The sequence below is a fragment of the Patescibacteria group bacterium genome (genome assembly GCA_041665365.1).
Classification (GTDB): domain Bacteria; phylum Patescibacteriota; class Patescibacteriia; order UBA9570; family UBA9570; genus UBA9570.
The window spans coordinates 41,134-67,506 of record JBAYIY010000004.1 but is presented as its reverse complement, the minus strand read 5'-3'; the positions used below and the strand labels follow the sequence as shown (position 1 = coordinate 67,506).

The following is a 26,373-nucleotide window of genomic DNA, read 5'->3' as shown; positions in this document are numbered from 1 at the left end:
ATTTACAAGCCTAACACACCCACTAAATAATCTTTATTGACGTAACCATCAATTAATTGTTTATCGCCATTATTATTAATAATCAATAAATTCGGTTGGGTTTTAATACCCAAAATTTTTGCCTCCTGAGCATCGGATTCTAATTGTTTTAGTGTAGCACTACTAGTGAGACAAGTTTTAAATTGACTTTCATCTAACTGTTGGTCTTTAGCTAAAGATAATAAAACATCACTGGATAAATCAGCTTGGTGTTCATACAGGGCGGTACTGTACTCAAGTAGTTTATTTTGGGCAGCGGCACAGGTGGCTGCACTACTAGCCGCTTTGGCTCGAGGATGAATTTGTACCAGTGGATACTGTTTTATTATTAACCGGACTGAATCACTATGGTCATTGGTTAAAGCCACGACATCCGGAAAAAACTTTTTACAGAAGCGACATTCATAATCAACATATTGTACCAGCGTGATAGTGTAATTTTCTTTGGCACCAAAAATTTGGTTGTCAGCACCAGAAATGTCTGTCGAGGTTTGTTCAATTACTTGAGTGATTGGTTCGGTGAGAATTTGACTCTCCGTATCTAACGGCGCAATAGCATAACTTGTTATTTCACCACCCGAAAACACATAGGCAAAAAAACCAAACCCGGTAGCCGTCATTATCACCATACCAATCACAATGCCAACAATAAAGGTTAAACGGGCACTAGTGTGGGCGGTAAAAAAATGCTCTTCGGGCATATATTTAGCCGATGAGTTTTGGCCAGACCTTTTCTAAGCGAGCAATGGCTTGTTCAATTCTGGGTACGGCATTGTTGGCAAACGATAATCTAATGTATCCCTCACCAAACCGGCCAAAGGATGTGCCGGGTAACACAGCAATATTGGCTTCATCAAACATAAAGTTATACACATCTTGGCTACTACGCCCGGTACCGGTAATATCCGGGAATAAATAAATGGCGCCTTGTGGTAAATGGCACGACACACCATCAAGGTTTTCTAAACCAGCGTAGAGCACATCACGGCGTTTCTTTAATTCCTCGCGCATTTTGGCTACCGCTTCTGGCATACTAGGATCTTTCCAGGCAGCAATACCGGCCCATTGCACAAAGTTGGCTGAACAAGATACGGTATTGTTTATCAAATTAGCAATCACATCAGCGGTGGCCTTATTTGGGCATAAACCATAACCGCAGCGCCAGCCACTCATGGAAAAAGTTTTAGTGTAAGCATCCAACACAATGGTACGCTCACGGGCACCGGGAATACTGAGAATACTTTCAAATTTACCTTCAAAGACTAATTCTGAATAAACTTCATCGGCAAAAATCATGGCATCATATTGTTTGGCTACATCGACAATGGCTTGGAGTGATTCATGCGTTAAAATGCCACCAGTGGGGTTTTGCGGTGAGTTAACAATAATCAATTTAGTATTTTTATTGGCAACTCTGCGTAATTCTTCCACATCAAAATTGAAACCGTTCTCCCCTTTCATTTCTAACGCCACTGGTTTAGCTCCAATAAAATTGATCACTGACTCATAGGTGGGAAAACCTGGGTTGGGATAAATTACTTCGTCGCCTTCATTTACCATGGCTAACAGGGTATAAAAAATCATCGGTTTACCACCAGGTGTAACCACCATCTCTTCCGGTTTGGCGGAAATATTACGCGAGGCTGACATTTGTTCGGCCAGCACCTCCCGCAACTCCATTAAACCAGCTGACGGTAGATATTTCGTTTTATTATCGCGCAACGCCTGAATGGCTGCCTCAACAATTGGTTGGGGTGTGGGAAAATCGGTATCACCAATTTCCATGTGGATCATATCCCTGCCTTGACGCTCAGCGTCTTTAGCGCGAGCTAAAACGTGAAACGCCTGTTCTGTACCTAAACGTGAAATTCGATTGGCAAAATTCATATATGTAAATAATTTATTATGTGTCTATGGTATCACAGGACTGGGGGTTTTTCAACCAACAACAGCACGATATCCCCCACATTGGTACCAGTTGGTCCGGTAAACAATAATTGGTGCAATTTGTTTAAGATTGTATAGGAATCGTGATTATCCAAAAATTTATTGGTGGTAAAGACGCGATTAATCGCGTCTTTACCACCAATAAACGTCCCAAAGGCGGCAGCGACCGGTTTAGGTGTAAAACCATCAACCCCGTCGGTGGCCAATGATAATAGGCTGATACCGGGTGCCAAATGCGGTAAAGCCGCCAATACTAATTCTTGATTACGCCCACCATAACCGTTGCCTTTTACCGTCACTGTAGTTTCACCACCGGCTAATAATAAAACCGGTAACTGTTTAATAGCTTGAATCTTTTTAGCATAACGACACAATCTCTTAGCTACAATTCTAGCTTCTCCAGATAAACGATCGGTTATAATAACCGGTGTGATCTGTTTCTGTTTGGCTAGTTTAACTAAATAATTTAAAGCAATTTTATTTGAACCGATTAGGATATTCTTTACTTTTTTTGAATTTATCTTTTTAGGAGTTTCTAATAAGATAATTTTTTCTAACGGTTTATTATAGATATGATATTTTTTTAGAATTTGCCTGGCTTGTTTAGTGGTAGATGCATCCGCCACGGTAGGGCCTGAGGCGATAACATCTAGCGGGTCACCAATCACGTCAGAAATAATCAAATTCAACATCGCTGCAGAACACACTGCGGCTAATTGCCCACCTTTAACCTGTGAAATATGTTTACGCACAGTGTTCAACTCAATAATATCCGCCCCGGCTCTCATTAATTTTTTAGTGAGTTCAACTTGTTGTGGCAAAGTGATACCTGCCCGCGGAATAGTAAACAAACTCGACCCTCCCCCACTCCACAAGCCAATTACTAAATCATTTTTTCCAGCAGATCGTACTAATTTCAATATATTGTTACTAGCTTGTACTGTATTTTGATCTGGAAACGGATGTGACCCCGTCTGTACAATAATTTTCCCTATTGCCTGTTGGCTATTGCCTGGTACATTTATATAACCGGCGGTAATCTTTTTGCCGAGCATTTTATTAATTTGTACCGCCATGCCAAAAGTGGCCTTACCGGCACCAATGACATAAATATGTTTATAAACACCTAATTTTGGTAAATTAACCTTAACCATTTGCTCAGGCTGCAAAGCTCGTAAAGTTGCTTGAGCTAACTGTTTAAGCAACTTGATTGGGTAATTTTTTTCCACGGACAAACGCCTTAATATTTTTTGCTACTACCATGGCCATAGCAGTGCGGGTATCAATGGTGGCCGAACCGATATGCGGTAATAAAACAGCGTTAGATAATTTGGCTAAACCGGGTACCATAGCTGGTTCTTTTTCATAAACATCCAAACCAGCACCAGCGATCTGTTTCGATTTTAAGGCTTGTACTAAAGCCACTTCATCTACTACGGGACCACGTGACGTGTTTATTAAATACGCTGATGATTTCATTAGGGCTAACTGTTTTTTACCGATCAAATGTTGCGTATTGGGCAATAACGGGACATGTAAAGACACCACGTCGGATTTTTTTAAGAGTGTATTTAAACTAACTTTTTTTGCCCCCAATGATAATTCTACTTCCCGCTCTTTTCGTTTGGTGTAATACAACACATGCATACCAAAACCGTGATGCGCAATTTCAGCCACACGGGTACCAACTCGACCCATGCCAATCACACCTAATGTCTTACCAGAAATGCCGTGTCCTAAATACATCATTGGTCCCCAACCCGGATACTTACCTGCCCGCATAATGCCATCAGTTTCTACCAAGCGGCGAGACACTGCCAACATTAAGGCCACTGTCAGTTCGGCGGTTGTTTCTGTGAGGACACCGGGTGTATTAGTCACAGCCACACCATGTTTCTTAGCTGCCACGATATCAATATTATTATACCCAGCGCCATAATTGGCGATCAATTTTAAACGGGGTGCTTGAGATAATAAGGCATCATCAATTTTATCGGTGAGGATAGGTACGAGAATATCACAATCTTTCACGCCGGCTTCAAGCTCACGACGTGAAATCACACTATCTTTGTTTCTTAATTTTACTGTCCCCAATGTATTGATGATGTTGAGAGCACTACCGGGAATCGGGCGGGTGATAAATATTTTCATAAAATATTGACTAGTTGTTTATGTAATGATTTATTGGTAGCTAAAATATGTTGATTATTGTCACGCCAATCCCAGGTGCGTCCATCTAGTTGAGTAATAATACCACCAGCTTCTTGCACCAACAACCCACCGGCGGCTATATCCCATGGGTAAGCTCCACCGATCATATAAGCGTCAATTTTACCTGACGCTAAAGCCATGAAAGTTTGTGCCGCCGAGCCAAATGATTTGTAATAGGTGGTATGTAAAGCGAGCAACGAACGCCAATGGGCAAATTGTTCCAACGAACTCCGCAGGCGCACATTACTAATGGTTACTACCATATCTTCTAATCTGGTTACTTGGCTGACATGAATTTTTCGACCATTACAGTAACTTCCGTGTTTTCGTTTAGCATAATAGTACTCATCGTGAATTGGGTCGTAAATCGCGCCGTGTGTCACGGTATTATTTTTTACTAAAGCCACAATAATACCAAACAAAGGTATTTGGCGTGCAAAATTACTGGTGCCATCAATTGGATCAATAATCCAAGTGTACTGACTTTTACCCCGTAACTCACCACTCTCTTCACTGAGAATATTATGATAGGGAAATTTTTTTCGAATCGCTGAAATCAAAATTCTTTCTGATGCATAATCCGCCTCAGTGACAATGTCATGTTGTGAAGTTTTGGCCGTGCCGGTTGTGATGACACCATAATTTTTCCGAACACTTTTACCGGCTTGAAATATTATTTGTTTTATAAAACGATCAAGCTGCGTCATTTACGTTTCAGCACAGTGTGAATAGCGGCCACGATATCGGCTTGTTTCATGTGACAGATGGTCATTAATTCGTCGGCCGTACCGGATTCACCGTAACGATCTTGCATACCAATAAACTCAATCGGCGCGGGATAATGTTTGGCTAATGTTTCCGCCACAGCGCCGCCTAGCCCACCAATCACACTAGCCTCTTCGGCGGTGACAACAGCCCGAGTTTTTCTAACAGATTTTACAATTGTTTCAACATCCAGTGGTTTCACTGTAGTAGCATCGATCACTTCTACGCCAATCCCTTGAGCTTCTAATTCTTTAGCTGCTAACAACGCTTCATATACTAACGGTCCACAGGCTATCACGGTCACATCATCACCGGTATAAAACACTTCGGCTTTACCCACCGTAAAAGGGGTTTGATTAGTAGTAAAAATTGGGTATTTATCACGTCCGAAACGGATATACCATAAATGCGGTTCAGTAATAGTAGCCATGGTCGCTTGATGAGCTCTAATACTATCGCTGGGTACTAACACAGTGGCGCGCGCAATGGTACGCATCGTGGCAATATCCTCAACCGCTTGATGAGTAGCCCCATCTGGCCCAACAGACACACCAGCATGTGCTCCAGCTACAATGCCATGTAAATTATTATAACCAAAGGTGGTACGAATTTGTTCCCAACAGCGGCCCGGTGAAAACGCGGCATAAGACGCCATGTACGGCACTTTACCAACAGCCGCTAAACCCGCGCCCACTGTTATCAAATTCTGTTCAGCCACACCGATTTGCACATAACGCTCTGGGTAAGCTTGTTGAAATAAATGTGAGCGAGTGGATTCACTTAAATCAGCACACAATACCACTACCCGATCATCTTGTTTACCTAACTCTACTAACGCCGAACCGTAACCATCCCGCGTCCCGGTATATTTAATAGCTTTAGGATCAAAAATGTTTTCTACTAAATGAGCTGAAGATACAATTGGCATAAATTTAGGCTAATTCTTTTAGAGCGCGAGTTAATTCATCATTGGATGGGGCTTTACCATGCCAAATATAATCATTTTCAATAAAGCTAACTCCTTTACCTGGTATGACATTAGCAATTATTAAAGTCGGGGCTTGATTTAGGTGTTTACTTTGCTCCATGATGGAAATTACCGCCTCAATATCGTGGCCATCAACTTCCAATACATTCCAATTAAACGCGCGATACTTATCGGCCAATGGATCAAGCGGCATAACATCTTCGGTATTACCATCAATCTGAATATAATTTCGATCCATGATGACAGTGAGATTATCAAGTTTTTTGGCCGCGGCAAACATCACTCCCTCCCAGGTGTTGCCTTCTTGTTGCTCGCCATCACTGGTTAAACACCACACATGTTGCGGGGTTTTATTCATTTTAAAACCTAACGCCATACCGGCGGCTTGCGATGTGCCTGAACCTAATGGACCACTAGTGGAATCCAAACCCGGTAAATCTGTGCGATGGGGATGCCCTTGTAATCTACTACCCAATTTACGCAGCGTCATCAATTCTTCCACCGGAAAATATCCGGCGTGTGCCATGGTGGCATATAGTACGGGGCAAATATGGCCGTTGGATAACAAGATACGATCACGCTCCGGCCAGTCTGTTTCAGTTGGACGAATATTAGCGACTTTAAAAAACAAAGCTGTAAAAACATCAGCCATGCCGAGCGGCCCAGCTGAATGGCCAGAACCGGCGGCATTTAAAGATTTTAAAATGTCTTGACGAATGAGTTTGGCGGTTTTATCTAAGGGATGCATAGGCGGTTGCGATATCGTTAGCTTTAAATAAATAACTATTAGCACATAAAATATTAGCTCCGGCTTTGACTATACTGGGTTTCGATTGATCATTCACACCACCATCCACGGCAATTGGTAAATTCGGTTTTTGGGTGTGTAGATATTTGATTTTTTCTAAAACATCACTGTTAAAACCTTGGGCGGCAAAACCCGGTTCTACACCCATAATCATCACTAAATCAAGCTTCTCAAGATAATCAATTACATCATAACTAGGAGTATGGGGGTTAAGAGCTACTCCACATTGTTTATCTAAACCATGAATCAACTCAATAATATTATCCATATTATTAACTGCTTCACGGTGCACCACAATGCTAGATACCATCGATTGCGCCCATCGCCGAATCGACAATTCCGGATGACGGATCATTAAATGTAACGAGACACGTAAACCTTTCCAATCTATTTGTTCCAGTATAGCCGGATCATTAACAGTCACATTAGGAACAAATTCACCATCCATAATATCTAAATGAATTTCTGGAGCTAAGCCCACCACGGCATTAACCCGTTGTTGAATCGTGGCGACATCTTTTTCTAAAATGGCTGGTAAAACTGTAATCATACTTGTTGTTCAAATTGAGTAATTTTTTGTAAACGTCTAATGTGCCGTGCCTCATTCGAAAATGGTGTGGCGAGGAACTTATCCATAATAGCCGATGCTTGTGATTCGTTCAACCAGTCACCGGATAAACCGATCACATTAGCATCGTTATGCTCGCGCGCATGTTGAGCTGCTTCAACACTAAGTGGTGCTACTGCCCTGATACCGATTACTTTGTTAGCCGCAATCACTACCCCAGCCGCTGACCGACAACATAACACACCTCTACGCTCACCCGGTGCTTGTGCGACGGCTTTGGCTACTAAAAAAGCATAATCCGGATAATCATCTTCCGGATCAAACACTGTAGCACCTAAATCAACATACTCTAAATTGTTTTTTTTCAGAACAGTTTTGAGGTGTTCTTTAAGAGCAAAACCGCCGTGATCGGCACCTAAATATATCATGGTTGGATTATAGCAGCCTCAATAATATCCGACCACTGCTGCTCGGTTAACACGCCTTCATATTTTTTACCATTCACAAACCAAGTGGGAGTAGCGCTAACGCCAGCCAGAAAACCTTCATCAATATCCTTCTGCACCTCATTTTTATATGTATCGTTAGTGATACAGGTATTAAATTTGGTAACGTCTAATCCAGCTTGCTGTGCCCATGTGGAAAATATTAATGGCGCTTGCGTCAGAGCCGATTGATTAGCATAGGCTATGTCGTGCCAAACCCAAAACTGACCTTGCTCATCGGCACATTCCCCCGCCTGCGCCGCAGCTCGACCTTGTAAATGAATGGTATAAAGTGGAAAGTCACGATAGACAAAATAGATATCGTTAGAATATTTGTTTAAGGTAGTTGTGAGAGCGGCTTCAGCTTCTTTACAAAAGGGACATTGAAAATCCTCAAAAGCAATGATGGTTACTTTAGCCGCTGGACTACCGAGCGACGGATCATCATCGGCATCGGGAGCGACATATAAATTATTATTGGTAATAGTGTTGGTATTTTGAGTCACTGGTTTTTGTAAATTTCGATATTGCGCAAACACCAATAAACCAAATAATAAACCAGTCAGTAAAATAAACACCAGTATAACTAAGGCTAATACTTTTCCAAAACTATGATACCACATAGGTCATGATGGTTCGACACATATTTTGTTCCGTTAAACATTGCCCAAAAGCCTGCATCTCCGGCTCGGCCGCAAACGTGCGATAACTAAACAACAACATGGTAATGATGATACTTAACCCAATGACAACGCTGCGACTACTCGGCAAAGTAAGCCGTTCGCCCAACCAAACATTGATGCGTGCCTGACTGGTGGAAAAAAATGACGCCGACACACCTGGTGTGACACACAGTTCTTCGACTACTTTAACAAACGCCGACCGAATCGATGTAGTATTAACCACGGCATTATCCGCCAACACTTCTTGGGCGGTCACATAACGTTGATATTGTTTATACCAAATTGGTACCGCTCCAATAAATAATCGTTTTAAAGGATCAAACGATTTAGCATGCGCCACTTCATGTTGAATGACGGCTAACAATTCAAAACCATCTAAACGCGCAATTAATCCGCGACTAATATAAACCTGTGGCCGGATGTAACCAACACAAACGGCTAGCGTTTCATTACTATCAATATAATTTATCTGTATACCTTGATAAAAAGTATGACGTTTATGATTAGATGATAGTTTTGTTTGATAAAGTTTTGTGCGAATAAAAGCAATGATCGCATTAAGACTAAAAATAATTAAACCAATGACGGCGATGATAAATACTCCTAGAACAAACCGTCCGGCGGTATCGGTTGGAAACAAAGCGTAATTAGCACAACCACACATTTGTTTATAGCCCAACCATCGATCCACCATGTTTTGCAAAAATGGTTTAAGTACATTACCCAAACTAAGTGTTAACCAAATAGTAGTCAGCACTAAAATGCAATTTGAGATGAGAAAACGGTGTATGGCCTTAGCGATGTTCATTGACGATTTTTTTTAAAGCGGCGAATTTTTTCGGATCAATTTGATCAACTGTATCAACAAATTGCGCAATGGCTAAATCACCATATCTACTGACCAACATGTCAATCATAACTTTAGTGGTATGTAAACACAATTCAGTTTCGGTTTGCGCTGTTTTGTATTGATAAGCCTTACCCACTTTAACGCGTTGTAAGACACCTTTTTTGGTGAGCCGATCCATCGTTGTCATCACTGTAGTGTAAGCAATATCCCGGTGGTTTTGCATAGATTCATAAACAGCCCGCACGGTATTAAAATCATTACCCCACATCACATCCATGATATGTTGTTCTAGTTCACCTAATGGTTTTAAGGTATGTAACATAATAGAACAGGGGTGATTAATCACCCCTGTTATAGGCTTTTAGCAAGAACCGCATTTTCCGCCGCAGTCACAGCCTTCACCGACCATAATTTTTTTCATAAAACGCGTGCGTTAGTTAATTACTACTGTATGTAGTATAAATGATTATTTTATGATGTCAACCATTGATCCACCGATAACCACAATGGCTTTGGCATAAACATTATCCATAGGGTACCAACAAACATAGCTGCATCTCGCCAGAATAATTCTTGGAAGGTTGCACCTAATTCAAACCAACCGCCAAAACAACCACAGTCTTGCAATAACGTTCCTCGAGAAATGTTGATGCCAATAGCGATTAAAAAAGACAGCAACATTAACAACACAATAAAGGCACTTAATCGAGACCAAGCACCGAATAATAAAGTTAAACCAAACACTAGTTCTACCCAGGGCAATAAAAATGCGTAAATGGTGACATACGGTTCTGGTAAAATATTCCACTGTCTGGCTAAACCAATAAACTCTGCAATTGGCGCGGTTGTTTTACTTAAACCGGCGATCACAAAAATCAAACCAATGACAACCCGTAGGCCAAATACTAGATACTTATTGACCGAGTTGTTTTGCCACTTCCGCATGGAGTTGATCATAGGTTGGTCCAACTAAACGAGTTCCGTTTACAAAGACGGTTGGTGTGGAAGTAATTTTGGCATTATTACCTTCAGTTTCATCTTCAGAAATACTAGCCAGAGTCGAATCGTCATTTAAACACTGTTGAAATTTATCTCGATCAAGCCCCAACTCAGCCGCATAATCAGCTAAAGTGGTTTCAACATTATCCGCTATCGGCCACTCACTTTGGCGTTGGAATAATAAATCATGGTAATCCCAGAATCGATTTTGCGCATATGCACATTGGCCAGCTTCGGCGGCTAAAGCACCAGACGGGTGTACCTGACGTAACGGAAAATCATTATAAGATAACTTTACCTGACCGGGATATTCCTGTAAGACTTTTTTTAAGTTTGGCTCTAAGGCCTTACACGCCGGGCATTGAAAATCACTGTATTCCTGAATGGAAACTTTAGCGGTGTCGTCGCCGCGCACCGGATCAGCGGTTGATCCTTGTACCGGTGATGAAGTTGACGCTTTCCATTGAATTAAAGCAATTAACCCAACCATGATGGCCAGCACACAAATAACGGTAATAATTTTAACGCGCATAAAATTGTTTAGCTTGTTCTAAAGTAATTTGGTTAATTTTTGGAGCTTGATTAGCACAACCAAAAGCGATCATGCGCCCTTTGACCATGTCCCGCAAGGCATCACGCGCTGGAGCTAAATATTCCCGTGGGTCAAACTGTTCGGGATGTTCAGCGAACTGTTTACGAATGGCGCCAGTTACCACGATGCGACCATCGGTATCAACATTTACTTTACTCACACCAAACTTAATAGTTTGTTGTAGCTGCGGTATATCCACACCTTTACTATTAGGCATATTGCCACCGTATTTATTCACAATCGCCACTAATTCTGCTGGCACACTCGATGACCCGTGCATCACTAAAGGTAAGTTTGGTAAGCGTCGATGAATTTCTTCCACTACTTCATGTTGCAACACACAAGCCTCTTTAAATTTGTAAGCCCCGTGCGAAGTACCAATGGCGATGGCTAGAGAATCAACCGAGGTTTGTTTGACAAAATCTTCCGCTTGAGCTGGATCGGTTACTAAAATTCTTTTCACACCAGCGCCATCTTCGACTCCACCAATTGTACCTAATTCTGCTTCTACACTCACCCCAAACGGATGAGCATATTCAACCACCGCTTTAGTGACTGCTAAATTTTCTTCAAAACTCAAGGCCTTTTTCCCGGATTCATCTAAAGAACCATCGATCATCACAGAGGTAAAACCCAAACCAATAGCGGTTTTAACTACTTCCAAACCGTTGCCATGATCTAAGTGCATAGCCAAAGGTATTTCCGGATGTTCTTCGGCGGCGGCTAAAATGATATTGCGTAAATAAGTTAAGCGGGAATATTTTAATGCCCCGCGCGACACTTGAATAAACACGGGCGATTGCGTTTCCGCTGCCGCATCGATAATGGCTTGCACTTGCTCCATATTATTGGCGTTAAACGCGCCAACCGCATAATGGTTTTGCAAAGCGTGATCTAAAATGATTTTACCTGGTGTTAACATGAAAAACAGTATAACACAGATTGATTATTATTCAACCAATATAAAACCAGATTCACTAGAATGTTCTTTTTCTTCTGGTATTTTTGTACCTCTTGGGGCACGATGATAGCGTTTAGTGACACCATCAAAACCGATTTCTTCAATGAGTACCAATTGATAGTTTTGGTCATATTGATAGTTGGTCTGTGCTACAGAGTCACGGCCGCCTATACTAAACTTTAGTTCTTTATGATCTAATTTACCAGAGGCGGTAAACGTCTCAGTAGTTTCTCTGGTTTCGACCATGGAGCCTCTATCATCGTAGCGCTTTTTAATTTCATAAGATCTCATAACATTACCACTGGTTTCATCAACTTGCCTATCTAATTCACTCTCATGTCGTTTCGTATAAGTAACATATCTTTTTCTTTCCGAACCAACTGATTCAGTGACTTTTTCTTTTCTAAGTTTGCCTCCTATAATAACAGTTTCACGGTGTACATTGACATGCCCCTTACTGGCATCAGTAAATTTAACTTGGTTCGGTTTAAAACCCATAATATCTTCTATGATTTCACCATCAACTCGTGTGCCCACACGTTGAATCACCATACTTTTACAATCTGCTAATACACCACTTGCTATCTGACCAAAAGTGTTGGCTGTAGCTTGCCTGGTTTCAACTTCTCTCCCATCTCTTTGAGTAATTGTGCCATCCCAGACCACATTATGCTCATGATCATATTGTTGCAGAGCAATTCTGCCGGGTGCCTGATATGAATAGACTTGATCCAACCAACCAGCGTCATTGGTTTCTACCACACGCAAAGGTTGCCCCTGTGGTGTTTCGCGACGATACTCACTAACGCTACCAGATTTTGGATTAAACTGAACTTGAGTGACACCGACTAATTTACCTGACAGTATGCGTTCACGAATAATTACAGCTTCATCTTCCGGTTTATTAGGTGCCACATAAGTACTACGTTCAATACCATTGGCCACACCCGGAATTGATGCTTCGCTAACATGACGTTCAATTAATTTTTTCCACCAAGACCGCGCTTCAACCTCACGTGGTTGTATTTGTCCTGATTCTTCACGGGGAGTTCTTTCAGTATGAGTAGGTGGCAACCGTTTTAGTTCTGGTTCTCTGGGCATACACATTCCGATTTAGGTAATTTACAATTTGGACACTGTTCTTCCAGCATCATACCACATTGCATGCAGGCGGTGTCGGTAGTATTGGTGGATACATGCCGACAGGCCAGACAAATTTTTGTTGTTGTAAGAGTATTCATAGAAGGAATGTATCACGAATCACATTATTTTAAAAAGTTATTTTTTGACACAATCGATCGACCCAAGCGTTTTTCTAAGTGTTGTCGAGCATTACCAGCAACGTCTCCACCAGCTCTCGCGTCTTTACGTAGTTTTGGAACACCTTGTGAATTTTCTAGACGATGAATTTCTGTGGTTGTGCGTTCACCAAGCATATTAAAAATCAGTTCAAAGTCATTCATATGATCACGTAGATTTTGACGTTTCAAACCTTTGAGTTTTTTGTACTCATGTGGTGTTACTCCAAAGGTAGACTTAGAAATTTCTGCTGTTAAGATTTCATAATCTTGCTGCTCGGAAGCACCGCGATTTTTCCATTCATCGGTTAATTCTTCACGGATGGCCATACCACGAAGGCGTTTTTCGATCCAGGCTGAACTATAGCCCTTAAGTTTGTACAACATCCGAGTTCGTTTAGTCGCCAATTCTGGATTTTCTACTTCTTGAATGCGCTCATAACCTACTCTAGCTAACCATCGTTTAAAGGGTTCAGCTTTTGGTGACGATATAGATTGAACCAGACGAAAGAGGCCTTCTGTATGCCAACAATACATTTTTTGTTTACCTCCTGTAGTATCTATGGCCAGCATAAGGGGTGGTACAAATTGTACCCCTCCTTTGTTGATCAGATCCGCTAGCTCCTCATCTCTAGATTTTAAACGTTTAAAGTACTGAGCCGGATCACTGGAGTCTGTCAGAGACTCGATTACATCATTAATAACAAACCACCATTCCTTGTGATAGAACGTTTTTCTGATTTGTTTACCTTTAAATAAGGCAATTTTAGATGGTGACATAGGATTGTTTATAAATAAAAAGCGCTCTGGTTGGCGCTATCATTGATGATGATACTACAAAAAATTAGTGCTGTCAAATGAAATTTAAATATGTCACTTCATTGGATACTTAGCCATGAAGGCCTCAAGCTCGGCAGATAATTTAGCTTGTTCAGCTTGCATTTGCTGCCGGTGTAATTGTGCCTCAGTTAACAGTGCTTCGGCCTCTTGTAAGGCTGGATCAGTGGCCAACTGATAATCTTCTCGCACCGCTAATTGATCACTAATCTCGTATTGACCATGGGGTATATTTTTATGCCAAACTTTTTTCTCCAAACGAGAAATTTGAAACCAACCTATGGCTGATCCGACCGCTCCACCTAATACCGCCATAGGTACATTAGAACCTGGTTGACCTGCATTATAGATATAGCCAGCCATCCCTAAAATACCAGCTGCACTGAGAGTCATATGAGCTGTTTTCAACATCTCCCAAGCTTGGCGCGCAGTCACTCGTATTTGCACGGCTGCCTTACTACGATCATAAATTTGTTGACGTGCCGCCAAATAATGTTCAGCACTCTCGGCCACCACGGTCATTTCAAAATACTGTGCTAAGAGTTCATTTAAACGTTGGCCAGCTGTGCGTAAATGTTCCGCCAAAGCTCGCACCGCCGCCTCAGCTTCTGACCGTGCTGGATCTGCAGTGGGAAGCGGTGCTCGTGGGTCTTTGAATAAGGCCTGGCCGCTACTGCCGATATCATCAATTTCTTTTTCAAGGTTAGCGATGTCTGTTTGTAAAGCAGATAGTTGTTCTACTAACAATTTAATTTCGGCCTCACGGTTGGTAGGGTTATCGTCTTTATTTTGTTCACGCCGTTTTTTATCTTGCATATATGCTTGCGTCGGCTCATATAACTCAAAAAATTTATCTGAGTAATCATTAGTTTCTTCCAGATGTGATAAACCAAACTCTAGCGCTGATCCAACCATGGCTCCACCAGCACTAGCTAAAATAGTGAAAGACGGATCGCCACTTAACATATGGGCTGCTGCACCACTGCCTGCTCCTACAATGGTACTAGAGGTGACATAACGTATTGTCGCCCAGGCTAGCTTTGTTGCCTTAGCTTTAAGTAACGCAAATCGTTGTTCATTTTGATATTGTTGCTCCAGCGTTATTAAATTTCCTTCGGCTTGATCTTGTTCTTGCAATAAAGTGTGATAATGCGTCAAAGCACTGTCAAAACGGCGGCTGGATTCAGCCAGATGATCAAGATAAGCCCGCAACGTTTCAGGTGTAGCCTCACCTGTCCTTGGTGTATCTTGCCTTGGCTCACTTCGTCGTGGTAACGGTGGACGAGTTTTTTCGTGGCTCATTTTTTATTCTTATAAAGCTGATCTTGGACATCTGCTGAAAAGGCATCAATGTCACTATTCAAAGATTTAAACGCCGCTTCCATGTCACTAGGTGTGGCTTTGCCCTGAGCAATTTTTTCGCACAATTCATCAAAAGTTGGATCGTTTAGCTGTACATTCATAATGAAAAAATATCAGTTTTTTTTGATTTAGTCAATTATTATCAGAGGGGTATAGTGCCTGGAGTAGATGAATGCATCACCTACTCCAGGACTTGAATGAAGGAGCCACTACCAGCAGAGCACACCGAAATCATCATCTTCAGCGCTATCAGTTTCCTGAGAATCAGTCTCCTCCGGCACCACGACATCAACCGGACGTTCCTCACCACAGTCATCACAACGCATAACAGCGGTGGAGGTGTTCTGATCGACGACGAGGATGAATTGATGCACATGTGACATGTGTGTCTCCCTCTGGCCAACAAACAAATCACTGCCAGTGTTTTGATGTGGCCAAAAGACGTGCACCGCGCGTGACGGTGGCAATACCAACACCCAGTTGTTGGCTGATGGCTCGTTGACTGACGCCGCGTTTTAATAATGTAATAATTTCTAAGCGTTTAGCAATTTCGGCTAACTCACCAGGAGTCAACAGATCATTAAGCACGGCGGCCATAAATTCAGGCCGATCAATCTTGGTGAGAAAGTGAATTAAATTTTTCTTGTACCGCTGCGTATCGTTCATATCTGTCCTAGTGTACTAGTACATGAAATTGATGTCAAGAGGCGAACGATTCGGACAGACTATGACTACCTTCAAACAAATTGCTCATGAAAGAGCAATTTGCAAGTATGACTATAATACCCTTATGAAATAAGGTGATTATGCATGTCACTTCCTCACCCTATGTCCCCATTTCCCAGGAAGACAGATACTTTTTTTGTTCTGGAGTAAGTTGTTCTAATTTAACGCCCATGGTTTTAAGTTTTAAGCGGGAGACACTATCATCGATTTGTTCCGGTACGTTATAGACTTGAGCCGTGAGGGTTTTATGATTCTTAATCGCCCATTCGGTAGTGAGAGCTTGCACGGCAAAACTCATATCCATCACAGAAGCGGGATGACCTTCGGCGGCGGCCAAATTTACTAAGCGGCCTTCACCCAGCACATGAACAATTTTACCGGTTTTTAAAGTGTAGGCTTCTACAAACTCACGCACCCGTTCTACCGATTTACTAAGTTTTTTTAGATTATCAAGATTGATCTCAACATTGAAGTGCCCTGAATTGGCTACTAACACACCATCCTTCATGGCTTGAAAATGTTTAGTGTCTAATACATTAATATTACCAGTCACGGTACAAATAATATCGGCTTGTTTCACAGCTTCTAACATCGGCATGACGCGGAAACCATCCATCACCGCTTCTAACGCTTTAATTGGATCCACTTCTGTCACAATCACGTTAGCTCCCATACCACGGGCACGATCGGCTAAACCGCGGCCACACCAGCCATAACCGGCTACCACAAAAGTTGAACCGGCTAACAACACATCGGTGGCACGCACGATACCATCAATGGTTGATTGACCAGTACCATATCTATTATCAAAAAAATGTTTGCAGGCGGCATCATTTACGGCCACAACAGGAAATTTCAAGACACCATCTTTTTCCATGGCGCGTAAGCGAATAACACCAGTGGTGGTTTCTTCCATGGAAGCGACGATTTTATTATGCAACTCAGGGTGATCTTTTAGGATCGCACTCACTAAATCGGCGCCATCATCCATAGTGACATTGGGTTTATGCGCGACGGCTGCTTGTAAGTGCTTATAATATGAGGCGTTATTTTCACCAGTAATAGCAAACACTGGAATGTTGTAGTGTTTCACTAACGCAGCTGCCACATCATCTTGAGTGGATAAAGGATTTGAAGCACAGAGCACCACATCGGCGCCACTGGCTTGCAGGGTGCGCATTAAATTCGCAGTTTCGGCTGTGACGTGTAGACAACACGACATCGTCATGCCTTTGAGTGGTTGTTGTTTAGAAAATCGGTCACGAATGGCGCGTAAGACGGGCATATCATGGTCGGCCCATTCAATGCGTTGTTTACCACCATCGGCTAATTTGAGATCCTTGACGTCGTAATTTTTCATATGATGGTTAATTGATACACTCGGTAGAAACGTGCCGGCGGCACGTCTCTACCTATCGATTAAATAATTATATTATGTTTAAAATTTTTATAATAGCGTTTTTTAAATTGTGTTTTTGTAAACGTGTGGTTTTGTGTGCCGTATTGTTCGATGGCATACGTCGCACATAAAGCGGCCACACGACCAGCTTGCTCGGGTGACCACTGGCGGAGTATACCAAGAATTATGCCACTGCGGTAGGCATCACCTGCCCCGGTTGGATCTAATACCCGGGTGGGTTTAGCCACCGGCAAAACATAGCGTTTTCCACCCACAAACCAATCGGCGCCTTTTTCACCTTTGGTGACAACCAATTGGGTCAAATTTTGTAGAGACGATTTATTCTGTAGAGACACGCCATGGCGTGTCTCTACAGACATTAATTTTTTTTGAACCACAGCCAGTTCATAATCATTTACCACCAAGGTGTGAGCACCATTTAATAAATAGGTTAATTGTGCTCCGGTTAGCCAGGTAAGTTGTTGTCCTGGATCGACAATAAACGGAACATGATTATGGCGATATTGCTCGGATAGTTTCATCATATCAGCAAGATTACCAGCCGCTATAATACCTAATTTGGTTTGTTTTGTTACGATCTGTGCTGACACGGCCGGATAACTAATGGCACCGAAATGAAAACCAGCTATTTGATTATCACCTTGGTCGGTAATAATGTGAGCGGTGGCACAGGTTTCTTTTGGAATTACACGAATGTCCCGAAGATTGATATGGTGTTTGATAAGATGCTTTTTGTAGGGAGCAAAATCATGACCGACACTACCAACAATACTGGGTTTTTCTCCAAATAATGATAGTGTATAAGCGATATTACCGGCGGTACCACCAAACTCGATGGATAATTTATCTAGACCAAAACTGACATTGAGATTATGAATTTTATTAGGCAGAATATGGTCAGAAAATTTTCCAGGAAAATCCATGATGCGATCGAACGCAATTGAGCCTGACACGATAACCGACATTATTGTAATTTCTTCACGGCTTGTTTAAGTTGGATAATACGATTGGTTTGTTCCCAAGGTAGTTTTAAATCGTTTCGACCAAAATGACCATAGGCCGCGGTTTGTTTATAAATTGGCTGACGTAAATTTAGTGCTTTAATAATCATGCCGGGACGTAAATCAAACACTTGTTGTACAGCGTCAGCTAGAATATCGTCTCCAACTACGCCGGTACCAAACGTATCAACGCGCACCGATAACGGTTCGGCCATACCGATGGCATAGGCTACTTGCACTTCAGCGCGTGAGGCTAATTTAGCCGCCACAATATTTTTTGCAATCCAGCGCGCGGCGTAACTGCCGGTGCGATCAACTTTACTGGGATCTTTGCCAGAAAAAGCACCGCCACCATGGCGGGCATAACCACCATAGGTATCCACAATAATCTTGCGGCCGGTTAAACCAGTATCGCCTTGTGGCCCACCAATCACAAATCGACCAGTTGGATTAACATAATATAGCGTATCTTTATCTAACAAGTTTTTTGGAATAACTGCTTTGATTACCTGTTTAATAATCTGCGGCTTGAGTTTTTTAACCGATAATTCTGGATTATGCTGTGCTGAAATTAACACTGACCGAACCCGCACCGGTTGATCATTTTCGTCATATTCTACCGTAACCTGACTTTTACCATCTGGGCGCAAACCTTTAATAATATTTTTTTTGCGCACTTCTGCTAAGCGTTTGGCTAATTTATGCGCCAAAACAATTGGTAATGGCATTAATTCTTTCGTTTCATTACAGGCATAACCAAACATCAGGCCTTGGTCACCTGCCCCTAAATTAGCCAGATCTTCTTGTTGGTCTTTAATACTATCCACACCCATGGCAATGTCAGGCGATTGCTCTTTTATTGTTACCATCAAACCAGACGTTTCCCAATGAAACCCATAATCGGATTTGGCATAACCAATATCTTTAATGACGGCGCGCACTAAGTTTGGGACATCAATCTTGGCAGAGGTAGTTACCTCTCCACCCACCAAACACACACCATTGGTTAAATAAGTTTCGCAAGCCACTCGCCCCTTTGGATCAAGGGCTAAAATGGCATCGAGCACCGCATCGGAAATTTGATCAGCCATTTTATCGGGATGACCCTCGGTGACTGACTCAGATGTGAAGACTTTACGCATATTTTTGTAATTAATTACTAAGTTGGTGCTTAGTTTTTGAGGCTAATAGTAATCCTTTATATAACAGGATAATAACCGTTAATCTCAAAAACTAACAAGCACTTCAAGACAGTATATATAATATTATTGTGGGGGTCAATTGTTAATCACGATATTCCCCCAGTCATCAGTTCTTTTAATCTCACAATACTGTTGTAACCTATGTACCACCTCAGCGTGCGGATGACCATACGAATTATCTTTTCCCACTTCGATGATACACAACTCCGGTGTAATTTTTTGTAAGAATGCTTCTGAGGATGACGTTTTGCTACCATGATGACCAACTTTTAAAATATCGACGTCATGCAATAAATTTTGTTTGAGTAATTCATCCTCCACTGGAGTTTCGGCATCACCCACCAATAAGATCGTTTTTTCCGTAGTTTGATTTTTATAATGATATTCAGCGACCAATGAAGTATTATTGGTACTTAAAGTGGTCAAAGGTGTATCCGCTTCAGGGTATAAAATATCGATATCATCTTGCTCACCCAACACAATTTTATTCCCCTGTTGTACTACGGTGTGTTGAATATTTTTTGTTTCGATTAAGTTTAATAATTCTTTATAGTCTGATTTTTCGGCTGGCAAGGCTGTGGTGATAATTTGTTTCACACTATACCGCTTCACCACTTCAATCAGACCATCGATATGATCGGCATCCGGATGAGTGAGTAACATCAGTTCAATGGTATTGTCTTGTGGCGCTAACACTTTGGGTAACTGCTCGAGAATTTTACGATCCGGTCCACCGTCAATCAACACATCGCTCCCATTACTGGTACGAATATAAATGGCATCGCCTTGTCCAACATCTAAAAATGCTACAAACGAACCAGTCAGATTACCCGGTAAAGATTGCTGATAAAAATAATACAGCGCCACTCCAACACAGATTAAAATGACCAATTTATTTATTTTTGTAAACATATTTTTTACCACTTAATATAGGCATAAGGCAATGCGGCACACCAATCAACATATTGCACAAGTAAATTTATAATCACTTCCAATAATGTCGCTAACATTTGCGCTAGATTTGGAAATAATACAGACAGGGCTGTGATGACACCGCCGGCAAATAACATGAGATTCGACGTTGGCAGCACCACGATGTTTGATAGCATGGCCACATTAGACCAAGTACCAAAAGTATAACCAATCCACGGTGCTGTGGTGGTAGTGGCGGCTAAGGTAGTGGTGACGGTATCGCGTAATTCAAATTTTTCCGGTAACCATTTGGTAAATGGTTTAACAAACGGCGTCATATACACCAAACCTAAAGTGGCTAAAAACGATAATTGAAAACCAACATCGTGTACTAAGATATATGGATTCACCAGAGTAATTACTCCAGCCGCCCAGGTTAACGTCAGATGAATGCGATGTGGTCGACCAATAAATCTACCTAATAACGGAATTGATCCCATCACCGTGGCGCGAATGACGGTGGCGGAAAAACCGGTTAGCACACAAAAAGCCGTTAAGGCTAAAACTATCACTAATGTTTGATAAAATTTTGGCAACCATTTAGTAAAACTGGTTAATAATTGCACCAACAACAACACGTGCATGCCGGACACAACTAAAATGTGCACCACCCCAGCCCGCTGAAAACTAGTATAAATAGAAATAGGAATCGTATCTTGTTCGCCAATCAACACACCTAATAATAATGACGCGGCCGGTTCGTGCCATAAACTCTCAACCCGTTTCCTTAAATTATTTCTAAACTCATAAATGCTAGTAATTATTTTGTTACCTTGGTTGGTAGCAACGAACGCGGTGGTTGGATAATCACATAAAGCTTGAATATGAAACCGAGCTAAATATTTATCATAAGCAAATCCCTCGATTTGTTTAGGTAACCGAATGGTGCATCTAAGATTTATCACATCACCATAACGATATTCCGGATACAAGTCAGCATCGAGTTGCAGATGTTGTTGTTCTTTGGTAACAACTACCAAACGCTGACTACCTTCATGCAAAACCGGTAAACGATCCACTAACACTGTGTCATTAAATTTCGCTCCGTCTAAATATATTGGGTCAACAAAAAACTGATCATAATAAGCCACCCCGATGGCGGCACATCCCATTAACCAACCCAACAACACATAACGTTTCCAGCCAATTAAGCTGGTGACAAAACCACAACCTACTAAAAAGATAATTAGTTGGGGTATATGCCACACCCCGGCCATAAAGATTAACCATGACAACCAAACAAGCGTTGATCTATGCACAAAAAGCGCCCCAATACTTCGGCAGCGCTCTTTAAAAGTATATTACTCCACTGTGACTGATTTAGCAAGGTTGCGCGGCTGATCAATATCTCGCTTTAATGTATCGGCGATATAATAAGCCAATAATTGTAATGGCACGATGGCTAATAATGGTGTGAGCATTTCTAAGGTTTTGGGAATATAAATCACATCATCAGCGACTTCAGCAATATGTTTATCTCCAACTGTGGCAATGGCCAATACTCGCCCACTACGCGCTTTAACTTCTTGAATGTTACTCAATACTTTTTCATAGACACTATCTTGCGGTGCCAATACAATCGATGGAAAGTTTTTATCAATCAAAGCAATTGGACCATGTTTTAAATCCCCCGCCCCATAACCTTCGGCATGTAAATACGAAATCTCTTTTAGTTTCAGCGCCCCCTCATAAGCAATGGGATAATTATATTTTCGCCCTAAGAAAAATAGATCATGATACTTGCTGTATTTTTTCGCCAATTTGGCAATGGTTTTTTCTTGAGCAAAAATAATCTCTACTTTTTCTGGTAGGGTTAATAATTCTTTGGCAATGCGATTACCCATCACTACGCTTAACCCACGTTGGCGACCAACAAATAAAGCCACTAAGGCAAGCATAGTTAGTTGCGCCATAAACGCTTTGGTTGAAGCCACACCAATTTCCGGGCCAGCATGACAATACGCTCCAGCATGCACCTCGCGGGCAATAGTGCTACCAACTACGTTAACTAAACCAAGTACTAAAGCCCCTTTTAATTTAGCTTCTTTAACAGCGGCAATTAAGTCAGCCGTTTCACCACTTTGGGTAACGGCAATTACAGTAGTGTGCTCATCGATAATCGGTTTACGATAGCGAAACTCCGCGGCCGATTCGACCTCGACCGGAATACCGGCATACTCTTCGATCATATACTCGCCCACTAGCCCAGCATACAAAGCCGTACCCATCGCGACAATAATAATGCGATTAGTATTTTGTAAACGATCGGCCTGTTCAATAAACCCACTCATGTGCGCTAAACCCTCTTCCAGTTTTAAACGGCCACGTAAGGCATTCATGATTACATCCGGTTGTTCATGAATTTCTTTTAACATGAAATGTTTGTAGCCTTGCTTTTGCGCCTGGTTAATATCCCAATCGACTCGTTGAATTTTGGCATCAATGGTTTGTGCCTTCAGATCCTTCATGGTGTAACCAGTATCAGTTAACACACACACTTCCCCGTCGTTTAAATAAATTACTTCGCGCGTGTGTTTCATAATCGCCGCCACATCAGACGCCACCATGTATTCACCTTCGCCAATAATGCCTAAAATCATCGGGCTGCCTAATCGCGCTGCCATAATCTTGCGCGGTTCTTTGTTCGATAACGCTACTACCCCATAGGTACCCACCACATCGTTCAACGCCGCTATAAAAGCCTCTTCAAACGATAAAGTTTTATGGTACTCCTCAATTAAATGTACCAGGGCTTCGGTGTCGGTATCGGAATAGAAAGCATGCCCTTTAGCTTGCAGAGCTGATTTGATATCGTGATAATTTTCGATAATGCCATTATGAATCAAATAAATTTCTTCCCGACAATCGCGGTGGGGATGAGCATTATTGTCACTTGGTTTACCATGGGTCGCCCAGCGTGTGTGCCCAATACCAACTGTGCCAGCTAATTTATATTTAGTTAACTCTCTTTGTAAATTACCCAGCTTGCCTACCTTCTTATGGCAAGCCACTCCAGCATTTTCTATCACCGCCAAACCCGAAGAATCGTAACCACGATACTCCATGCGTTTTAGTCCATCAATAATGATTGGGCTAGCTGGTTGTTTACCGATATATCCAATGATGCCACACATAATGCCGTAAGGATGAAGGATTTGGTGGGGTTAGTCAACCTCTCCAGGCTCCTCACCATGAGCCTACCGGTTGATTGCGTATCCCTGGAAAATATCGTACGGATTGACAAACCTACTATAATGTGAAACACTCATCCGCGTTGGCGATTTGAACGTACTAATGTACGTATTAAGTCCTCCTTCTTGGACACATAAATGCACTAACTATATATGAGCGAAACTTTTATCAGTTTATCTGCGAATATTATATTAGCATTTTTTTCCTTTAGTCATGATTAACTTATGAGTATTGAATAGCTATGATAAATATAGAGAAAGAGATCGAGGAATATATCTATAATTACGAAAACCCCAAAAGGATTCCCCTTTCAAAAAAATATCCTTTTCTAATAAAACCAATTATTTTCTTGCGCCATAAGTTGAGAGATGTTCAAAATTTCTTCGATTTTAGGATCAAGTACAAAAAAAACGATGTTTTTTTTGATTGTGTGGTAGCAAGACATCAATCAGTTTTAAGACGAAGACTCGGAGATAGTAATCCAAAACTGCAAGAACAAAAAATTGTAAATCTAAAACAAGCGATTCAGCAATTAAACGGAATAATAATAGAACCTAATCATATTTTTTCGATTTGGAAGATTATAGGTGAACTAAAATATGAAAATGGATATGTTGATGGGATGCTTTTATCAAACGGTAAAGTTATTGAGGGAATTGGTGGCGGACTCTGCCAACTATCAAATTTTCTTTACTGGATTTTCTTACATGCACCAATTGAAACAGTAGAAAGGTATCATCATTCTATGGATGTTTTTCCTGATTCAGGCAGAACTTTGCCGTTTGGCAGTGGAGCAACTATTTTATACAACTTCATAGATCTGAAAGTAAAAAACATATCTACATCTCCATTACAATTAAGAATATGGCTTACCGATAATCATTTGAAAGGACAAATAGTATCCCCTCACCAGATACAAGAAAAATTTCATGTCTTAGAAAAAAATCATTGTTTTATCAAAAGAGGTAAAAAATATTTTAGATATAATGAAATTTGCATAGAAACAAAAATCAATGATAAGGTGATAAAAATAAATAATATTACCACAAATTTCGTACCCGTACTTTATGACGTGACAGAAGAATATCTGCAAAAAAATAATTTTAAAGTTTTGAATTTTACAAACCGGGAAATAACAATTTAAAACAAGGAATTAATTTTCAAGAATTACATTTGTAATCATAGTCAGTAAACGTGTGGTTTAGCCTAGAAGAGACGTGCCGGTGACACATCTCTTCTAGATTCATATTACAATCTTTTTCAGTGCCTGCCCGCCGAAGCTCTGAGCGTAGGCGGGTCTTCAGTTTTTTTCAGTGCCTCAGCGATCAATTCGACCAAGTCTCTAAACCTCATTCGTCACCCGCGCATCTACCGTCTTACGTAAATACGCCTCAACAAACCCTTCCAGTTTTCCATTTAACACTGCGTCGGGGTCGGATTCTTCATAATCGGTACGATGATCTTTTACCATCTTATAAGGATGTAACACATACGAGCGAATTTGATTCCCCCATTCGGCGGACGTGTATTCGCCTCTGAGTTTTAATTTTTCGGCTTGTTCAGCTTGGAGTTGTAACTGGTGTAATTTCGCGCGCAGGATTTTCATGGCGGTGGCTTTGTTCTGATGTTGCGAGCGTTCATTTTGGCAAGTGACCACGATGTTGGTGGCTAAATGGGTAATGCGTACGGCAGAATCGGTGGTATTAACACCTTGGCCGCCTTTGCCACCAGCTCGATACACATCGATGCGCAAATCTTCATCTTTAATCTCCACGGGCGATGATTCCCCCAGTTCAGGTAACACTTCAATCAAAGCAAAAGAGGTTTGGCGCAAAGCATCAGCGTTAAACGGTGATTGCCGCACGAGGCGATGCACACCGTGTTCACTTTTTAAATAACCATAAGCATAGCGCCCGGTTACTTCCAGTGTCGCCGATTTTATGCCAGCTTCATTACCACGTGCCACTTCAAGCACAGACACGGCAAAACCTTTTTGTTCACAATAACGCAACATCATACGCATCAACATTTCGGCCCAATCTTGTGCATCTACTCCACCAGCGCCAGCGTGAATGGCCACCACGGCCGAAGCATCATCATATTTTTTACCGAAGAGTAAATGAAACTCTAATTCGGTAAACTGTTTGGTGAGTGCGGTGCGTTGGAGTTCTAGTTCGGCGGTAATTTCAGGATCCGGCTCGGTTTGATTTAAATCAGCCATCTCTTGGAGATTTTTCAAACTCACTTTCAAGTCATCCCAGGTTTGAATTTCTTTACGCAAATCATTCACGGTTCGGCTAACCGTTTGGGCATGAGATTGATTTTGCCAAAACTCGGGCTGCGCCATTTCCGCTTCAAGGGTGGCTACTTTAGCCCGCATGCCGGCAATGTTTAATTGCTCACCAATCGTACTAATGCGCTCTAACATATTTTGCATGACAGTACATTAGCATAATGATATAATTGC

Annotated in this window: 28 protein-coding genes; 1 reads left to right on the top strand and 27 read right to left on the bottom strand. The window is 41.6% G+C overall.

Annotated elements, in window-relative coordinates; all coding sequences use genetic code 11:
* Nucleotides 1-2 precede the first annotated feature (2 nt).
* From WCV88_02820 to glmS, 26 genes are all read right to left on the bottom strand, one after another.
* Nucleotides 3-740, bottom strand: a complete 738-nt coding sequence (locus WCV88_02820) for a thioredoxin domain-containing protein (GenBank protein ID MFA6475115.1) — start codon at nucleotides 738-740, stop codon at nucleotides 3-5.
* 4 nt (nucleotides 741-744) lie between these two features.
* Nucleotides 745-1,926 (bottom strand): pyridoxal phosphate-dependent aminotransferase, encoded by a 1,182-nt coding sequence (locus WCV88_02815; GenBank protein ID MFA6475114.1) that lies wholly within the window; start codon nucleotides 1,924-1,926, stop codon nucleotides 745-747.
* A 32-nt stretch (nucleotides 1,927-1,958) separates the two neighbouring features.
* A complete protein-coding gene (locus WCV88_02810) occupies nucleotides 1,959-3,215 on the bottom strand; it encodes a DUF4147 domain-containing protein (GenBank protein MFA6475113.1) in 1,257 nt (418 codons plus the stop codon).
* Nucleotides 3,184-4,137, bottom strand: a complete 954-nt coding sequence (locus WCV88_02805) for a D-glycerate dehydrogenase (protein ID MFA6475112.1) — start codon at nucleotides 4,135-4,137, stop codon at nucleotides 3,184-3,186. The genes WCV88_02810 and WCV88_02805 overlap by 32 nt, the downstream gene beginning before the upstream one ends.
* Nucleotides 4,134-4,904, bottom strand: a complete 771-nt coding sequence (locus tag WCV88_02800) for an inositol monophosphatase family protein (protein MFA6475111.1) — start codon at nucleotides 4,902-4,904, stop codon at nucleotides 4,134-4,136. Before WCV88_02800 ends, WCV88_02805 begins: the two co-directional genes overlap by 4 nt.
* Nucleotides 4,901-5,890 (bottom strand): transketolase C-terminal domain-containing protein, encoded by a 990-nt coding sequence (locus WCV88_02795; protein ID MFA6475110.1) that lies wholly within the window; start codon nucleotides 5,888-5,890, stop codon nucleotides 4,901-4,903. The genes WCV88_02800 and WCV88_02795 overlap by 4 nt, the downstream gene beginning before the upstream one ends.
* A gap of 4 nt (nucleotides 5,891-5,894) precedes the next feature.
* Nucleotides 5,895-6,698, bottom strand: a complete 804-nt coding sequence (locus WCV88_02790) for a transketolase (GenBank protein MFA6475109.1) — start codon at nucleotides 6,696-6,698, stop codon at nucleotides 5,895-5,897.
* The gene (locus WCV88_02785; protein ID MFA6475108.1) at nucleotides 6,682-7,308 is read right to left on the bottom strand and encodes a ribulose-phosphate 3-epimerase; all 627 of its coding nucleotides are present in this window, start codon (nucleotides 7,306-7,308) and stop codon (nucleotides 6,682-6,684) included. Before WCV88_02785 ends, WCV88_02790 begins: the two co-directional genes overlap by 17 nt.
* A complete protein-coding gene (locus WCV88_02780; GenBank protein MFA6475107.1) occupies nucleotides 7,305-7,754 on the bottom strand; it encodes an RpiB/LacA/LacB family sugar-phosphate isomerase in 450 nt (149 codons plus the stop codon). Before WCV88_02780 ends, WCV88_02785 begins: the two co-directional genes overlap by 4 nt.
* Nucleotides 7,751-8,434 (bottom strand): thioredoxin domain-containing protein, encoded by a 684-nt coding sequence (locus WCV88_02775; protein MFA6475106.1) that lies wholly within the window; start codon nucleotides 8,432-8,434, stop codon nucleotides 7,751-7,753. Before WCV88_02775 ends, WCV88_02780 begins: the two co-directional genes overlap by 4 nt.
* Nucleotides 8,421-9,302: a M56 family metallopeptidase gene (locus WCV88_02770; GenBank protein ID MFA6475105.1), complete on the bottom strand. Its 882-nt coding sequence runs from the start codon at nucleotides 9,300-9,302 to the stop codon at nucleotides 8,421-8,423. Before WCV88_02770 ends, WCV88_02775 begins: the two co-directional genes overlap by 14 nt.
* A complete protein-coding gene (locus tag WCV88_02765; GenBank protein ID MFA6475104.1) occupies nucleotides 9,289-9,666 on the bottom strand; it encodes a BlaI/MecI/CopY family transcriptional regulator in 378 nt (125 codons plus the stop codon). The genes WCV88_02770 and WCV88_02765 overlap by 14 nt, the downstream gene beginning before the upstream one ends.
* A gap of 149 nt (nucleotides 9,667-9,815) precedes the next feature.
* On the bottom strand, nucleotides 9,816-10,289 hold the full coding sequence (locus WCV88_02760; GenBank protein ID MFA6475103.1) for a MauE/DoxX family redox-associated membrane protein: 474 nt from the start codon (nucleotides 10,287-10,289) through the stop codon (nucleotides 9,816-9,818).
* Nucleotides 10,258-10,875, bottom strand: a complete 618-nt coding sequence (locus WCV88_02755; GenBank protein MFA6475102.1) for a DsbA family protein — start codon at nucleotides 10,873-10,875, stop codon at nucleotides 10,258-10,260. The genes WCV88_02760 and WCV88_02755 overlap by 32 nt, the downstream gene beginning before the upstream one ends.
* Entirely contained in the window at nucleotides 10,865-11,857 is a 993-nt protein-coding gene (locus WCV88_02750; protein MFA6475101.1) for a ketose-bisphosphate aldolase, read from the bottom strand. Before WCV88_02750 ends, WCV88_02755 begins: the two co-directional genes overlap by 11 nt.
* 27 nt (nucleotides 11,858-11,884) lie before the next feature.
* Entirely contained in the window at nucleotides 11,885-12,997 is a 1,113-nt protein-coding gene (locus tag WCV88_02745) for a hypothetical protein (protein MFA6475100.1), read from the bottom strand.
* A 164-nt stretch (nucleotides 12,998-13,161) separates the two neighbouring features.
* Entirely contained in the window at nucleotides 13,162-13,974 is an 813-nt protein-coding gene (locus tag WCV88_02740; protein ID MFA6475099.1) for a Bro-N domain-containing protein, read from the bottom strand.
* Nucleotides 13,975-14,067: 93 nt separating this feature from the next.
* Nucleotides 14,068-15,333, bottom strand: coding sequence for a hypothetical protein (locus tag WCV88_02735; protein ID MFA6475098.1), 1,266 nt, complete (start codon nucleotides 15,331-15,333; stop codon nucleotides 14,068-14,070).
* A complete protein-coding gene (locus tag WCV88_02730; GenBank protein MFA6475097.1) occupies nucleotides 15,330-15,494 on the bottom strand; it encodes a hypothetical protein in 165 nt (54 codons plus the stop codon). The genes WCV88_02735 and WCV88_02730 overlap by 4 nt, the downstream gene beginning before the upstream one ends.
* A 310-nt stretch (nucleotides 15,495-15,804) precedes the next feature.
* On the bottom strand, nucleotides 15,805-16,059 hold the full coding sequence (locus tag WCV88_02725) for a Trp family transcriptional regulator (protein MFA6475096.1): 255 nt from the start codon (nucleotides 16,057-16,059) through the stop codon (nucleotides 15,805-15,807).
* A gap of 160 nt (nucleotides 16,060-16,219) precedes the next feature.
* Entirely contained in the window at nucleotides 16,220-17,479 is a 1,260-nt protein-coding gene (gene ahcY, locus WCV88_02720; protein MFA6475095.1) for an adenosylhomocysteinase, read from the bottom strand.
* Nucleotides 17,480-17,538: 59 nt separating this feature from the next.
* Nucleotides 17,539-18,492 carry a carbohydrate kinase family protein gene (locus WCV88_02715; GenBank protein MFA6475094.1) on the bottom strand — a complete coding sequence of 318 codons (954 nt, stop codon included), beginning with the start codon at nucleotides 18,490-18,492 and terminating at the stop codon, nucleotides 17,539-17,541.
* Between the two features lie 11 nt (nucleotides 18,493-18,503).
* A complete protein-coding gene (metK, locus tag WCV88_02710; GenBank protein ID MFA6475093.1) occupies nucleotides 18,504-19,682 on the bottom strand; it encodes a methionine adenosyltransferase in 1,179 nt (392 codons plus the stop codon).
* A gap of 135 nt (nucleotides 19,683-19,817) precedes the next feature.
* Nucleotides 19,818-20,654 carry an MBL fold metallo-hydrolase gene (locus WCV88_02705; GenBank protein ID MFA6475092.1) on the bottom strand — a complete coding sequence of 279 codons (837 nt, stop codon included), beginning with the start codon at nucleotides 20,652-20,654 and terminating at the stop codon, nucleotides 19,818-19,820.
* A 5-nt stretch (nucleotides 20,655-20,659) separates the two neighbouring features.
* Nucleotides 20,660-21,931, bottom strand: coding sequence for a ComEC/Rec2 family competence protein (locus tag WCV88_02700; GenBank protein ID MFA6475091.1), 1,272 nt, complete (start codon nucleotides 21,929-21,931; stop codon nucleotides 20,660-20,662).
* Between the two features lie 84 nt (nucleotides 21,932-22,015).
* A complete protein-coding gene (gene glmS / locus WCV88_02695) occupies nucleotides 22,016-23,848 on the bottom strand; it encodes a glutamine--fructose-6-phosphate transaminase (isomerizing) (GenBank protein MFA6475090.1) in 1,833 nt (610 codons plus the stop codon).
* A gap of 299 nt (nucleotides 23,849-24,147) precedes the next feature.
* On the opposite strand from glmS, the gene WCV88_02690 reads away from it, so the two are divergent.
* Nucleotides 24,148-25,050, top strand: a complete 903-nt coding sequence (locus tag WCV88_02690) for a VanW family protein (GenBank protein MFA6475089.1) — start codon at nucleotides 24,148-24,150, stop codon at nucleotides 25,048-25,050.
* A 198-nt stretch (nucleotides 25,051-25,248) separates the two neighbouring features.
* Here the strand turns inward: WCV88_02690 and prfB are convergent, their stop codons facing one another.
* Entirely contained in the window at nucleotides 25,249-26,343 is a 1,095-nt protein-coding gene (gene prfB / locus WCV88_02685; GenBank protein ID MFA6475088.1) for a peptide chain release factor 2, read from the bottom strand.
* Nucleotides 26,344-26,373: the final 30 nt, after the last annotated feature.